The organism is Leucobacter chinensis (assembly GCF_019049105.1).
In the GTDB taxonomy this organism is placed as follows: Bacteria; Actinomycetota; Actinomycetes; order Actinomycetales; family Microbacteriaceae; genus Leucobacter_A; species Leucobacter_A chinensis.
On the sequence record NZ_JAHQZR010000013.1, the window covers coordinates 34488 to 49487 of the forward strand.

The 15000-nt window shown below is 56.7% G+C and carries 10 protein-coding genes and 1 tRNA gene; 9 read left to right on the forward strand and 2 right to left on the reverse strand.

Features of this window, described 5'->3' with window-relative positions:
• Nucleotides 1-8: 8 nt before the first annotated feature.
• Nucleotides 9-1184: a DNA polymerase III subunit delta' gene (locus tag KTJ78_RS11270; RefSeq protein WP_217135815.1), complete on the forward strand. Its 1176-nt coding sequence runs from the start codon at nucleotides 9-11 to the stop codon at nucleotides 1182-1184.
• Nucleotides 1181-2719, forward strand: coding sequence for an alpha/beta fold hydrolase (locus tag KTJ78_RS11275; RefSeq protein ID WP_217135817.1), 1539 nt, complete (start codon nucleotides 1181-1183; stop codon nucleotides 2717-2719). The genes KTJ78_RS11270 and KTJ78_RS11275 overlap by 4 nt, the downstream gene beginning before the upstream one ends.
• 515 nt (nucleotides 2720-3234) lie before the next feature.
• Here the strand turns inward: KTJ78_RS11275 and KTJ78_RS11280 are convergent.
• Entirely contained in the window at nucleotides 3235-3618 is a 384-nt protein-coding gene (locus KTJ78_RS11280; RefSeq protein WP_217135819.1) for an RNA-binding S4 domain-containing protein, read from the reverse strand.
• Nucleotides 3619-3695: 77 nt separating this feature from the next.
• Here KTJ78_RS11280 and KTJ78_RS11285 point away from each other — a divergent pair.
• A tRNA-Thr gene (locus KTJ78_RS11285) sits at nucleotides 3696-3768 on the forward strand.
• Here the strand turns inward: KTJ78_RS11285 and KTJ78_RS14005 are convergent.
• On the reverse strand, nucleotides 3724-4077 hold the full coding sequence (locus KTJ78_RS14005) for a helix-turn-helix domain-containing protein (RefSeq protein ID WP_217136041.1): 354 nt from the start codon (nucleotides 4075-4077) through the stop codon (nucleotides 3724-3726). The genes KTJ78_RS11285 and KTJ78_RS14005 overlap by 45 nt on opposite strands.
• A gap of 1982 nt (nucleotides 4078-6059) precedes the next feature.
• Between KTJ78_RS14005 and KTJ78_RS14010 the strand changes: the two genes are divergently transcribed.
• From KTJ78_RS14010 to KTJ78_RS14020, 6 genes are all read left to right on the forward strand, one after another.
• Nucleotides 6060-6167: an Hsp70 family protein gene (locus KTJ78_RS14010; protein ID WP_217135821.1), complete on the forward strand. Its 108-nt coding sequence runs from the start codon at nucleotides 6060-6062 to the stop codon at nucleotides 6165-6167.
• A gap of 520 nt (nucleotides 6168-6687) precedes the next feature.
• Complete coding sequence (locus tag KTJ78_RS11300; RefSeq protein ID WP_217135822.1) at nucleotides 6688-8079, forward strand: sigma-70 family RNA polymerase sigma factor; 1392 nt, start codon at nucleotides 6688-6690, stop codon at nucleotides 8077-8079.
• 106 nt (nucleotides 8080-8185) lie between these two features.
• Nucleotides 8186-9568, forward strand: a complete 1383-nt coding sequence (locus KTJ78_RS11305) for a hypothetical protein (protein WP_217135824.1) — start codon at nucleotides 8186-8188, stop codon at nucleotides 9566-9568.
• Between the two features lie 66 nt (nucleotides 9569-9634).
• Nucleotides 9635-10615 (forward strand): helix-turn-helix transcriptional regulator, encoded by a 981-nt coding sequence (locus tag KTJ78_RS11310; RefSeq protein WP_254259639.1) that lies wholly within the window; start codon nucleotides 9635-9637, stop codon nucleotides 10613-10615.
• A 212-nt stretch (nucleotides 10616-10827) separates the two neighbouring features.
• Complete coding sequence (locus tag KTJ78_RS14015) at nucleotides 10828-11379, forward strand: RNA polymerase sigma factor (protein WP_217135828.1); 552 nt, start codon at nucleotides 10828-10830, stop codon at nucleotides 11377-11379.
• A gap of 215 nt (nucleotides 11380-11594) precedes the next feature.
• Nucleotides 11595-14966: a SpaA isopeptide-forming pilin-related protein gene (locus tag KTJ78_RS14020; RefSeq protein ID WP_217135830.1), complete on the forward strand. Its 3372-nt coding sequence runs from the start codon at nucleotides 11595-11597 to the stop codon at nucleotides 14964-14966.
• Nucleotides 14967-15000: the final 34 nt, after the last annotated feature.

A 15000-nucleotide genomic window follows, 5' to 3' on the forward strand; every position in this document is an offset into this window, starting at 1 on the left:
CTTGACGCATGCACACGGTTGATCGATTTTGGAGCGAGGCGGTAGGGCAAGAAGCCGCTATCGAAACGCTTGAGCACGTCACCTCGCCCGAGGGCGCGAGTGACCTTGCCCATGCGTGGCTCATCACGGGCCCTCCCGGTTCGGGGCGCTCGAATCTTGCATACCGTTTTGCGGCGGCGCTCATTGCCCGCACCCCCGACGAGCGTGAAGAGGTCTACCGGCAGGTCAGGGCGCACACGCACCCCGACCTCGAGGTGCTCACGACCGAGGGCTCGATCATTAAGATCGACGACGCGAGGCACGTCGCCTCACGCTCGAACTACGCCCCGACGAACGGCCGGTTTCGCGTGATTCTCGCTGAAGACGCCGACCGTCTGCCCGAGCGCACCTCGAACACGATCCTCAAGGAGCTCGAAGAGCCGCCAGCGACCACGGTGTGGGTGCTGTGCGCGCCGAGCGAGGCCGACCTGCTGCCCACCATCAGTTCGCGGGCACGCTCGCTTCGACTCGTGACCCCGACGCAGGAGGCGGTCGCCCGGCTGCTCGAAGAGCGCGACAACATCGCGCCTGACGATGCGGCCAGGGCGGCGCGTCTCGCGCAGAGCCACATTGGCATGGCCAAGAAGCTCGCGACCGACGCCGAAGCGCGCGAGCGACGCGAAGACACCCTGCGCACCGTGCTCGCGATCGGCAGTCTGAGCGACGCGATGCGGGCCGCGGGTCGTCTCGCGAAGCTCGCCGAGGCCGATGCCCAGGCGCTCACCGAGAGCCGTGACGAGAAAGAGCGCGAAGAGCTGCTGCGCAACCTCGGCCTGGCCCCCGGTGCCGCGATTCCCATGAAACTGCGCGCCCAGTTCCGCGAGCTCGAAGACGACCAGAAGCGCCGTGCTAAGCGCAGCGTGACCGACGGCATCGACCGCATTCTCACCGATATCGGATCGGTACTGCGCGACACCGCCCTCGTGGCCCTCGACGCACAGCAACCCCTCATCAACGAAGAGTTTCGTACCCAAATCGAAGCCCTCGCCGCCAGCATCGGCGCCGAGGGAGTACTCTATAGGCTTGATCGCGTGGCCGCGGCCCGCGAACAGCTGCTCAGAAACGTCTCGGCTGCGCTGGTACTCGAGTCGCTCATGGCCTCATTTCTTCTCGAGGCCCCTCACCACAGAAAGGACCGTGCGTGAAACGACTCACCGCAGCCCTCGCCACGACGGCAACCCTCACCCTGCTGCTCTCAGCCTGCTCGGGGCTCACCCTGCCCTCGACCAGCGGCTGGCAGCCACCAGAAGTTCAGGTTGACGAGTCGCTTGACGGCTTCGACCGCTTCACCGAGCAAGAGCCCGAGTGGAAAGACTGCGGCGACGGCTTCGAGTGCACCCGCGTCGGCGCACCCCTCGACTGGAACGACCCCGAGAGCGAAACCATTAGCCTCGCGCTCGTGAAGAAGCCCGCGACCGGCACGAAGCTCGGCACGCTCTTCGTGAACCCGGGAGGCCCCGGCTCAGGTGGCGGCCAGTACGTGCGTGACGGCGTCGACGGTGCCGTCTCGAAGCGCCTGCAGGAGTCGTTCGACATCGTCGGCTGGGACCCGCGCGGCGTCGGCAACTCGAGTGCGGTCTATTGCTACAGCGACGAAGAACTCGACGAGATGCTCTTTGGCGACCCCCGCGAAGACTCAGGGCTTGAACCCGGCAGTGACGAGTGGATCGACGAAGCCCGCGAAGAGGCACGCGATTTCGCCGACGACTGCCTCGAGGGCACGGGCCCACTGCTCGGTCACGTCGACACCCACTCAACCGCCCAAGATCTCGACCTGCTGCGTCACCTCGCCGGCGACGAGAAGCTCAACTACCTCGGCTACTCGTACGGCACCTTTATTGGCACGGTCTATGCCGATATGTTCCCTGAGCGCGCCGGCAAGCTCGTGCTCGATGGTGCGATCGCCCCAGACGTGACCATGCACGAGGTCGTGCTCATGCAGCAGCAGGGCTTCGAGCAGGCGATGCGCGCCTATCTCGAGCACTGCCTCGCGGGCGATGACTGCTTCTTCACCGGCACCGTCGATGACGCGATGCTCGAAATCGGCGCCATGCTCGACGAGGTCGACCGCAACCCCATGCAGGCGCCCGATGGCCGCTGGGTCTCGGTCGACACCTTCATGACCGCGATGATCACGGTGCTCTACAGCGAGAGCTCATGGCCGTACCTGCAGGTGCTCTTCGAAGAGGTGAGCGCCGGCGAGACCGACACCGCTCAGCTCATCGCCGACCTCTACTACAGCCGTGAGTACGGCGAATACACCGACAACTCGACCGTCGCCTTCTCGGCGATCAACTGCCTCGACTACCCGCGCGGCGTCTCGGTTGAAGAGATGCGCAAGCAGGCGGCCGAGATCGCCGAGGCAGCCCCCATCTTCGGCAAGTATGCGGGCTACGGCGACATCAGCTGCGAAGAGTGGCCCTTCCCGGGCTTCGACGACCGCGGCCCCATGAACGCCGAGGGCTCTGACCCGATCATGGTGGTCGGCACCACGGGCGACCCCGCGACGCCGTACGCCTGGTCGAAGCGCCTCGCCGACCAGCTCGACAACGCCCGCCTGCTCACCTACAACGGCGAGGGCCACACGGCCTACAACGGCGCGAGCAGCTGCGTCAACGACACGGTCGACGACTACTTCGTGAACGGCACGGTGCCCTCGGGCCCGGTCGACTGCGACTAGCGCGCGTGGCGCGGTACGCTGCCGCGGCGCGGTGCAGCGGCGTTGCCGTGCTGCCTCCCGCTGCGCCGTGCTGTGCCGTGCTGAGCTGCACTGCCTCCCGCCGCTTGCGGCTTGAGAGTGAGGAGGCGGCGCTTGCGCCGCGGCCTTCTTCTGTTGGGTGGCTGGCCCGGGGCTGGGCGAGTGCGTTGGCTGAGTGTGTTGACCGGGTGTGTTGGCCGGGCGCGTTGGCCGGGGCGTTTACTTGACGAAAAGCAGGGTGTTTGGGCTCGATAACTCTGCTTTCTGGCAAGCAGGCTAACGGCGCACGCCCCCGCGCAATCCACTTGACGAAAAGCAGGGTGTTGAAGCGAAAACACCCTGCTTTTCGTCAAGTAGACGAGAAATCAGCGCGCACCAGTCAACCGAGCCCGCGCCAACCCCGCGCCAACCCCGCGCCAACCCCGCGCCGAACCCGAGACCGCGCACCAGCCAAACCGCCGCACCAGCCGCACCGACACCCGCCACGGCCACGCCAGCTACTGCGTATGTGAGTCCCACCCGCGCAGCTCGTCGAGCTGGCGCCGCTCCCGCTTCGAGGGGCGGCCGGTGCCGGGGTCGCGGATCACCGCGAGTGGCCGCTCGACCTTCGGCGGTGGCGGGGGAGTGAGATCTTCGTAGTACTTCGCCGCCTCGGTGGCGCTGCCGCGTTTCGTCGCGAGCCCCGTGACCCGGTAGATGCGCTCTGAATTGTGAAGTCTGACCCGCACAACGTCACCTACTCGAACGGGCTGCGCGGGCTTCGCCGGGGCATCGTTGACGCGCACGTGACCGCCCTTGCAGGCAGCGGTTGCCTGGCTTCGAGTTTTTGCGAGCCGCACGGCCCAAACCCAGCTATCTACGCGAGCCGACACGGAGTTCATATGTGAAGCGTACCGATTTCTTTCTCACGAGCAAATCGTGCTAACGTATTCTTTTGTGCGCGGAAGTTTGTGCACAGGCCGCCTTAGCTCAGTCGGTAGAGCGTTTCACTCGTAATGAAAAGGTCGCGAGTTCGATTCTCGCAGGCGGCTCAGATCATCAGCCCCCGTCTCGTTAGAGGCGGGGGCTTTTGTGTGGTTGCGGCCTAGATGGTCCGGGCGCGCGTCGTCATTGGTCTCGCCAAGAAGATAGCCAACAGTAGTGTTCAAGGCGTCTGCAACCGACACCAGCTCGTCTAGGTACCAACGTGCATGACCGTTGAGTTTCACGCTGACAGAGGAACGCCCCTTGCCAATGGCGTCAGCTAGGCCCTTAACCGTGTAGCGGTGACGCCACATCAAAGCAGCAATGCGCTCACCGGTAATACTTGGCATCGGATCTGTCTCTAATGCGTTACTCATGCCTAAATGCTACTTTAATTAGCTCGTTTATTGAACATGTGTTGAGAATATTAACTATAGTGTTAAATTTACTAACGCGCGTGTCGGTGGAAGGATATGACTAATTCAAATCTTGACGCACAACAGGAGCTGGAGGGGATGCTTGTTGCGAGAGGCCTCACAGTTGCATGTTTGGCTCGCCGAATCGAACCACGCGATAAATGGGTTTCTAGGAAGTTAAACGGCAGGAAAAGCTGACTAATGACGATTACAACTGGATGAAGTCTGCAATCTTACTTGTTCCTTCGTTAGGGGATCAGCTGAAGAAGTAAAGCCCTCCCCGGGCAGCAACTCCAGTGGTCCTATCCAAGAAAGGATATTTATGTTTCATCCGATAGACATATTCTCGCGCGCAGTTGCACCTACATCCGAGGCTTCAATTCTCTCACAGCCCCTTGATGAAGCGGTGGCGAGTATTGCGAAACAGTATGGTTTTATCATTCGGGTGGTACTCGGTATTGCCTCATTTGTGTTTGCAAGGAAAGTTACAATGCTTGCTCTGCTAGGCGCGAAGAGACTTGCAGGAGGGACAGTGTTTTCACTCCGGTCGACATTGTTTTCGTGGCGGCGTATGCCACGGTGCAGATGCCTGACATCGCGATTGGCTTCCTGCGAGAAGGAAATGTTCTCCCGTGATTGCCCTAGAGCTACTTCACGTTTGGCTTAATCTTTCGTCTGCAACCGTACTTGCTGTCGTTAGGTTGTTCGAGGGTATAGCTGCCCTACTTGACACCACTTCTGCACTGGAACGAAGCATTCAAAATCAGAGGCCAACTGCCGTACGGAAACCGGTCAAGCTTTATTGCTTCATAGGTGTGTTCCTGGCCGTTGCAGGGGTACCTGGGAATGGAAGAGGCTAATCCTGTGGGGGCATTGCTGTGAATGCCGATATGCCAATCATTCGCCCGAGGCTCACATTTGAGCAGGAATTTGGAACCCACCGGAATTGGTGGGTTCGTGACTCCCGACTGACAGGAAACCCTTTGAACATTCTCCTGTACCTGCTATCCCATGACCAGAATCATCGTGTTACACGGACGGAAGCACAGGCCTACCTTGGTCTAGACCAATCTGCGTGGCGAAGTGCTAAACGAAAGCTCATGGAAGCGGGTTTCTTAATCGAGATTCGGGACCGCTACACCGATGGGCAACGCAAAGGCCAAGTGATTTTGGCTCGTGTTCCAAGACCCGTAGCCAGGCATTTACATCGACGTTGAAGAAGTGATTCATTGATGCAGATGAACATCCGAAATCATGGATTATTTGATGGATGAAACCCACTTTAGAAAATCAAGAGTGACCTCAACATCTAGTCTTGAAAACTAAGTCTAGTGGGCTGAAGTAGGCGTTTTGGCAACTGATCTGGCCAGCCGGATCGCTGGAAAGGGAGATGAATACTGTGCCAGCCCTAGCCCAAAGAGTTCCGTGAGGAGACTCCTCGTGCCGTGCGTCCGCGAGCCCCGGTCTGGTGATCACGTAGGTCACCCATGATTTCTGTGTGCGTGGCAGAACAGGTTAGAAATGGATGCGGCATGACCTCATCGACCTGGGCGAGCAGCCGGGCGTCACCGCTGCTGAGAGCCTTGAGCTGCGTGGTAAAACACACCGTCGCTAGGAACAAAAGGTTGAGGCGCTGTGCCGCGCGACTGCGCGGGTAGACCTGCCGGGGGTGCTGGGAAGGGGCGCATATGGCGTGTTGCATAGCACAGGGAAGACACCTGATCGTTGGAATTCCGGATGGATCGGGAATGTGACACGGGGCGTGACAGGTTTCTTCGTTCGTTACGTTGATATTGATGAGGGGAGCTCTTCAAGAATGATGTTCTTCCTTCGCAATAGCGGCTAGGGCCTTTCCCCATCTGCCCGAAACCGCTGAGCCAAGGGGCACAACAACCCCCAAATGTGCCCCTTGGCTCGATACGCTGCTCGTCGCCCGAGGAATCTTGAGCGGTGACCGGCTCTCAGGCTCGGGTTTTGCTGGCCTCAACGTGCTGCGTATTATCAACGAACCAACCGCTGCGGTACTCGCTTACTGCTTTGGAAGGCAGTAGGGATTCTCCGCGTCGGTTGCTCCTGCTATACGAGAAACGCAGGTCATCCTAACTGGCCAGTGGCAAAGAAATGGCGCAAGCTGTGCGTATGACAGCCCGGTGAGCTGGCCTTGGCGATCGTGCTGAGGCAGAATAATCCGACGGATGCGTGTGGATACCCGGTGAGTGGGACGATCTCATGCTTCTCAACTCACCGTTTCATTCGGGCTCATCGCAGCCCGAGAGGTTAAGTATCGACTCAGGCATTCTGCAGCGAGAACGCTAACTCGGGGCGGCGTGTTCCTTGCGGCGTACGACTCGCGCCTAACGCATCGTTGCGTTATCGAGCAGGAGGTCGGTTAGGTCAAGCAGGTTGCCGAAACTGACCCTCTCGCTTGTAAACGCCCACAAACACTGAATAGGTTGCTGATGCGACGGCGATCCCGCCACTATGACAGGAATATCTGTCTCACTCGTTGGTATATACGGGCTTTACTTTGCCTTAGAAGGGTTCGTATGCAGTTCGAAGGGGATAAGTAACATGCTGGAACGTTCTCGAGAAGTCATAACCGGTGCAGAGATCAACCTTGAGTCTAATGTCAGGGCTTGCGAGGGGCTCGACAGCCGTACTGAACTTGACACACTCACCGCTCGAGCCCAGGCTGGTGACCAGGATGCGGTGGCTAAGGTCGTTGAGTTCCTTATTTCCGAGACTCGGCCGATGGCATTTCACCTGGCGAACGGCATTATGGACCCAGAAGATCTGCAGGGTGAGGCGATTGAGAACCTTCTTCATCTGTGGGGCCGTGGCAAGGGGCCATCTTATGGTGCTGCAGGTTATCTTATTCGGTCAATGCGCAACAGATGTATTGACGAACTGCGCTCGCCGCGTTCAAGAACCGAGAACTTCGATGCCGATATAGAGATCATAGACTTCGATGCAAGAATCGACGACATCGACCTTCATCGGGAATTTGCTTGGGTGCGTCGAGCATTGCAAACCCTGCCTGCTGACCACCAGCATGTGCTGAAAGAAATTCATGCGGCGGGCCGCAAACCGGCGGATGTCGCAGCCGATCTTGGAAGATCGGCTGACGGCGTGTACTCTCTGCACCGCCGTGCAAAGATCTCGTTAAAGCGGGCACTCCTTGTCGAGATCTTAACGGAGGATGCTCCCGACCACTGTCTTGAAGCGCTTCGAGAGCTGCCAATCCGTGTTGCAGATACGCCAGAAGAGACGAAATGGGAGGGTGTAGGCCATCGCCACTTCGAGACGTGTCAACGCTGTCGCAAACAGTGGAAGAGGTTTGGAACGATTGGCTCAGCTCTCGGTATTGGTGGGCTTATCGCTATTGGTGCGAACTTGTTTGAGGCTGCTCCAGCCGTCGCGGCTGCGGCACCGGAAGATTCCACGAGGGTGCAAGAAAAAACCGGGCCTGACAGCACTCTCGAGGAGGCGAGACCGCGAACACACCGTATTGTCGCATCAAGCATCGCGGCAGGTCTTGCCTTCGGGATTCCGGGAGGCTATCTCGCATGCCAGACGAATCATGTGGAGGGGAGTGTTGATTCACCTGGAACAATCATTGTCACGCTCTCGCAAGATGAACGACTTCACGTCGAATATCAACTCGACATCGTTGATGATGAGTGGCGGCAAGATGACTTTGTGTTGGATTATCCGAAGGGCCTGCAATTTATTGATGCCTCAGCTGAGATGGACTGTACCGACATCGAACAACAAGTCAGATGCTCCGATCCTGGAGAGAGGCCCATTGTTGCATCACTTGAGTTCGAGGGCTCCGCACTTCCTACCGATCAGATCATCCTCACGGTGACCGCATCAACAGACACACAAACTTTTCACGGTTCGGCATCAGCGGCCATGCCGGCGCCGTTCCACGCAGTTTCGACGCGAGCGGATGTGCGCTAGGTAGAGTGAGTGTTCAGGAACGCTCTAGTTTACAGTAGCGGTACAAGCGTGTGCGTGGCTTGTGAATCAAGAACGAATGTGGGGCTCAGGAAAGGGGGAGCCGGTCATGCATTGGTGGCACCCGAACCGGCAGAAAACTGAACAGGGGATGCTCGTGTATCGAGAACGATTCGAAGATACCTGGAGCAACCTGCCTCCGCTGACAGTATTGGCGGCTCTTCCAGGCTGGGGTAAGAGCGTGTGGATCGCTCAGTGTCTCGCCTATCTCGCGTTATGCGATATTTCGCTATCTGTAACGCGTGTGCGTAATCTGCAAGAGCTGGAGGGCCTATGTCGCGATACGGTCACCGCTGACCGCCTTATCTCATGGGATGCTGAGCAGCCCAGTGACGAAGATTGGGAGGGGATTGCCCGGTTCCTTCAAACGCAGCCTGCGGTGCGACTGATCGTGACAACACTCGACGAACCGCCGCGTGATGCGCTAACCGAAGAAACACTTGTGCTCAGGGAGGGTGACCTTGCGTTTTCTGAAGAGGAACTCGAAGGACTCGAGCGTCTGCTCACCGACGAAGGCATGCTCTTCGATCTCACTCTGAGAAGTGGATCAGTGCTCGGTTGTCCGTATCTCGTCGGGCAGCGTATTCGAGGGCTACGCGCTCATGCTCACACAGGGGTATGGAAAGCCGCAAACGATGGTGACGTATTGTTACTCCATGCTCACCTCTGGTCGCGCATGAAGCGGCTCGACGTGGCGCACACGCAGATTGCGAAACTTTTCGATACTTTATCGGCCCTGCGCACGATCCCTTTCGATATCGTCGAAACGCTGACCGAGTCTCCCGAAATCTCGCTGATTTTCTGGGAGAGGCTTCAGCATGTGCCGCTGTTTGAGAGCGGCACTGACGATGAAGGGCGTTGCAAAAAACTTACCTGGAAACCCGCAGCGTGGAATGCATTCACAGCGAGTGAACTGCTGGCGGATACTCGGCAGCGGCTCAGGCAAGGACTCGAACGCATTACAGAAACCGGGCGCATTGCTGCTCGCCTGCTATACCTCCTTGAACTGGATGAGCTAGCTACTGCCGAACATCTTGTGCGCAGCGAATACCGCTGGTTTCTTGTGTATATTGATGTTGAGACAGCGAATGCGCTTGAGCAGCTCTCGTCTATTTCTGCCCGCAGAGAGCCTGCGCTCACACTCATACGCACGGAAATGCGTTTGCGCAGGCAGGGCTTTTCAGTTCAGCTTCGAGCCGATGCTGAAGAAGCCTGGCGTTCACTTGCTTCTCAAACGGGTTTAACTGTGCAGACGGAGCTTGAGCGCGCTGGGCTTCTCGCTTATGCGGCAGCGTTAGCGGGCCTTAGGGCTCATGTGTTGAGGGCAATTGTGCACGTACAGGAGCTCGTTAATGAAGCTGAATTTGTGTCCGAAAATGGTGATTCCCGTGACCGAGTGCGTGCCATCGGGGCGTTGTATCTTGCGTACTGATCGGCTCTGCAAACCGATCACCATGCACGCGCGCTCACCCTTGCCGCACGGATGAGTGACTGGAGCATGCCCACCGATCTTCTCTACATGATGGAGCGTGTGAGTCTCACCACCGAAATGGATCTCGCTGGGCTGAGGTCTATGACGCCTAATCTTTTTGAACGCATCGAGAGTAACCATAGTCAGGCTGAGGCGTTGCTTCATCTTGAGAATGGAAAGCTTTATGAGGCGATTGAGTTCATGACACCGCTTCTTGCGCGCGACGAACCGACGATGTCGCGGTCGGCGATTGATGCGCTCGTCATTCTGGTTCAGGCTCTCGCGGAGCCAGAGGCTCTTAAAAGGCACGTGATTGAAGCTACTCTGCAACGTAGCGCTGAGCTGTGGCAGGATGGGGAGCCGAGCGGTTTCGTGCTTTGGGCGTCGATGGTAGCGTTCGTCGCTCAGGGAAACCTCGTGGCAGCGACACGGTGGCGCGAACACGCTGCTGGGCGTTCAGATGAGTTTGGGCTGCTCGCACGGGCTACTTTTGAACTCGGATTCGGTGATGCTACACGCGTGCACGAGGTGCTGGTGCACTACCCGAAAGATGCATTTGTGCGACTCACTCATGTCGCCAGCGTACTTCGCGCCGTCGCGTGGCTGTACAGGGAAAATGAGGAGCGGGCACTCCTTGAGATTGAGGCGATCTGGAGAGAGCATACGGCTCCCAAACTCATGTTTTTTGCGCTCCTCTTTGCCTCGACTGAACTCGTTGAGTGTCTGCTTGACGCGTCTGAGAAGTACTCGTGGCGCCTCGCTGAGGTTATTGATCGCGCCCGCGGTATGCGGTTGCCGCTCATGCGGGCTCAACGGTACCCGCTGACCGAGAGCGAGTGTGCAGTACTGAGAGGTATTTACGATGGGCTCACGAATCAGGCTATTGCTGAGGAGCGCTTCGTCACCCTGGGTACCGTTCGCAGTCAGATCAAGTCAATCTATCGAAAGCTCAACGTCTCGGGACGCGAAGAAGCGATTGCCGTGGCGCTTCGGCGCGAACTGCTGTAACTTCGTGGTTTCGTCACGTCTGGTCCGACCCTCTGACATGTAGCAACGTGTGATCAGTTTTCGTATTTCAGGGGGGGGGATGCGGCGGGGTGAAAAAACGCCCCTCAGCTAATCGATAGTCTGTTTCGCTCCTATGGTGAGTTCAGGAAACCGCGATTCTCGCGGGACTGGAACTAGGGAATGAAATATTGGGCAATTTCGGGGAGCCAAGAATGCGGCTTTTCACGAACGATCTGCTGAACGATCTGCTGAGGACTGCGTACTTTCTTGGTGGAACTGGCCTGGAGGGAGAGGACCTTCTTTCAGAGGCCTTGCTTCGACTCTTTCGGGCTTGGGCTCGAGGTAGAGGGCCAGAGCCGGAGGCTATTGCGCCCTACGTCGTAGGCACTATGCGTAACCTGCGCATAGATATTCTTCGTTCTGCTCGTATGAAGTGGCAGCATGTTGCACTCGACAATGATGTGCCAGCGGATGCCTCCATTGAGGAACATGTTGTGCAAGTCGAGGAGAGCCAAAGAATGCGGTCGCTATTCAATGAGCTCTCTGCCCCTTACCAAGAAGTCCTGATGGCAATGCATGTCGATGGCATAAAACCAGCAGTGCTAGCAGAAGCCTGGGGCACGACATCCAACGCTGTTTCGCTGCGAGCATCCCGAGCTCGCCGTCAGCTGCGAGACAAGTTACGGTGCTCGCTGTGTGACCGCTATGCAAAGGGCGAACACGCGTGCCTGGCCTCGGAGGAGTCAGTAAATCGAGCAGCTTGAGTGCTGCAAGCGATTACGGCATGCCTGCTGCTGTCTCGTGTGACAGGTTTTTGGTGGCCTCTCGTTGTTAGTAATTGAAGGCTTCAATTGCGGCTTACAAACACTGGTTGCGGTTCACCCGAGATTTGCGGCGCAAGGTTTTAGGCATAGGGCAAGGGTGTGAAATGCGACAGGGAAACATGCAAGGTTCTAGCGATGTGTGGAGGGAAGACAACGTGAAACAAACACTTGGACTTCGACTGCAAGGGCGGTTCGGTCGGGGATGGGCCGGATTCGTTGCGGGTATTTTAACAATTCTGCTCTTGGTTCCAGTCTTTGCTGATTCGACTGCCTTCGCGGTAGAACCTGAGAGCGCTCACGTTGAAACCGAGTCCTTGGAGGCCGAAACGGTAGATGAAGGTCAGTCTGAGGCAATGGCGTCGCCTGAAGACGAACCAGATGTTGAAGAAGGAGTTGCGAAACCAGAAGAGGCTGATGCAGATAAGGTACCGCTGGAAGAGCCAGAGCATGATTCATTGCCTGAGCTTCAGAATGAAGAGCCTGTAGAGCAGGTCTTCGAGCTGAGAGCTACCACTACGCCTCTCCCAGAAACGACGCAGCTCCAGCAATATGTCGGCATCGCTACAGGTACGAGCAACCCTTCGATCAATACCCAGTCAAACAACTACCTCGGTCGAAACGCTCAGGCGAAATCTGCTACCGGGGCTGCACCTACCTTCACTGGCATCGACTGGAGTGGCAACTTAACCAGTATTCAGACCGCGGGGAAGAGTTGGAGCTCTGATGCCACAGAGGTATACGCGGAGCGGGGCTATGTGTCGAGGGCGAGCAACCCAAACAATAATGTGAGTTCGAGTACCAAGTACTATCCGGGCGGAAGCAAAGCGGGTAACACCTTTTCGAGTACTTCTGGTCGTGGGTACGTACAGGACGTCGCGGCCATGAACACTCTTCAGAGCGAACTCGCAGGTATGCGTTCAAGTATGTGCAACGCGGAGACTGAAGCAACAGGCGTGCTTCCAAACGGCGACATCAAAGGCATGCGCACCATTAACGTTGATCAGTACGACATAAATGGAGACGGCATCGCAATCATTGAGGTCGGTAAGAAAGGCACCGATAGTCAACTCGATGGGGCGACCTTGATCATTGAAGGGTCGGGCAACGTTCTTCCTGTTTTCCGTGTTGCCGACGGTATTCACTTTAAAGCGAATAATTCGAGCGTGTTACTCGGAACGACTTTGGGGCAAGCCCTGTCGACGCGCACGTCACCGGATGACGGCTCACCGAACGAGGCAGGAGCAGTTTTTGTCAAATGTAATTCTGGCGGTAAAAATTTTGACTTCAGCAATGCTCACGTAAACGGAATCGCGTTTTGGGATTTGACTAGTGGTAATTCTCCCGCCATGCAGCTCAGCAATGTGACCGGTTGCGGCCAGTTCGTGGCGCCAAAGCACGAATGGTCGAATGTCGAACTCACACGCTGCGCGATTGGGGTAGCCAGTTCAGAAGCTCAAACGACAAAAATTATTGTACGCGTCTCAGGAGACAGGACGCCCGGGCAAGAAGGTGCTGGCACCCCTGTCGAAGGTGTGCAACTACGCTTAGCGCCGCAGAAGGTCGGGAACTCCGTCGATCAGTGGGCGAATTATGATTGGGCAACGTGTACTTCGAACGCTGCAGGTGATTGTGTATTTGAGGTTCCTCTGAAGAGTTCCGGAATCACAGATGCTTCTGGAATGGCAAGCAATCAAAGGCCGTGGGTTGTCGGGGTGTCCGCGCCCGAGGGATGGTCAATGTTTGAAGCCTGGACTAACGGGAACAGAATCGGCAACGAATATGTGTATGGATTCCAGGTAGACGCCAGTCTTTCGGGCGGCCAAGTCATCCGCTCCAACGACCCCACGAACACCGATTTTATGCGAACGACTCGAACGGCAGATTATGCCAGCCGTGAAGACAAAGACCAGTCATCGTCAAACTATGATCAAAACTTTGGGTGGCCGTCATTCGGCCAATGGGCTGTACTTCGCGACAATCCTGTTGCAGACCAAATGTGTGGGGCTGACGTAGCGATACTTATGGACTTGTCGTCATCCATTGGCAGTGCACTTCCGAAAGCCAAGGCCGCTTTGGATGTGACTGTGGATGCATATGTGGGAACGCCGAGTAATCTCGCGTTATTCACTTTCTCGCAGAAAAGTCCGTCAACTGGTAGCAGTTCTAGCCAGAAGACTCAAAATTATCCTGAACTGAGGGCAGTGCGCACAAGCAGTCAGGCGAATCAGTTCAAACAATTGTATAAAAGCTGGACTCTCGGAAGTGGTACTAACTGGGATGCGGGTCTACATGCTGTAGCGACTGCTGAGCAACAGTATGACACTCTTATCGTGATAACTGATGGTGACCCCACAGCTTATGGAACTCCCGGTTTTGAAGGGACGTCCGTTTCTAACCCCCGGCTTAAAGATGTTGAGGCGGCAATTTTTTCAGCCAACCTCCTCAAAGGTAAAGGTACTAGGATTGTCAACTTTATGGTCGGCGATTATGTAAAGCCAAGCTCTCATAATCTCAATGTTCCTTTGATCTCAGGCCCCGTGCAAAATGAAGACTGGTTCGTTTCGTCAAACTACGACCAGGCGGCTCAGCAGCTGGCTAAATTTGCTAAGAACAGCTGTCAGGGAACTGTAGAAGTTACGAAGCGTGTTGTCGATGCGCAACGATATTCAGTCGGGATGACACAGACTCAACTCGACGCAATCTCTGAACCCGCTGCGGGGTGGGAGCTTAGTGCTACACCTACGGCCCCATTGACGATCCCGGCAGGGGCTGAAGAGCAAGAGACAAAACACAACGGCAAAGCACTCTTTCCGGTGAAGTTCACTGATCCGGCAACGTCGGGAGACATCACGATAAGGGAAACGCAAAAGGACGGATATTCAATTGTTCCGGTGAATGGTAAGAACCTTGCTTGTGTGGAAGCGAACGACGGAGTGCAAATCTCTGTGACAGATGTAGTTTCACAGAGTTCGCCTGGAGCTACCTTCACCGCACGAGACGGCGTAGCCATTGAGTGCACTCTGTACAACCTGGAGGAGCAAACAGACCCGATGAATGGAGAAGTCTCGTGGAAGAAGACGGGCGAGCACGCATCATCATCTGAAGACGTTGATCTGCTCGCCGGTTCTGAATGGTTACTCGAAGGCCCGAATGGCTACGAACAGGTCGTTCTCGACTGCGTGACCGCGACAGCAGAAGAATGCGAGAACGCGATCGACAATGATCATCGTGAGGGGCACTTTAATATCAAGCAGCTCGCTTGGGGTGACTATACCCTTACCGAGACAAAGGCTCCGGCCGGATACATCAAGCTCGACGAATCGTTGGAATTTACGCTCGATGAAGACAACCTCGTAATCGACCTTGGAAACATCCCGAACAAGCAACAACCCCCGCTGACGATTCCACTCACGGGCGGCATCGGGACTTTCTGGTTCATGCTCATTGGTGGCGGCCTCCTCGGGATATTACTCGTTGCTGCAAGTCATCGTATGCGTCAACGACGCACATCGTTGAACGCTATCTAGCGGCAACCCCATACACCTCACAATCTCCTGCGAC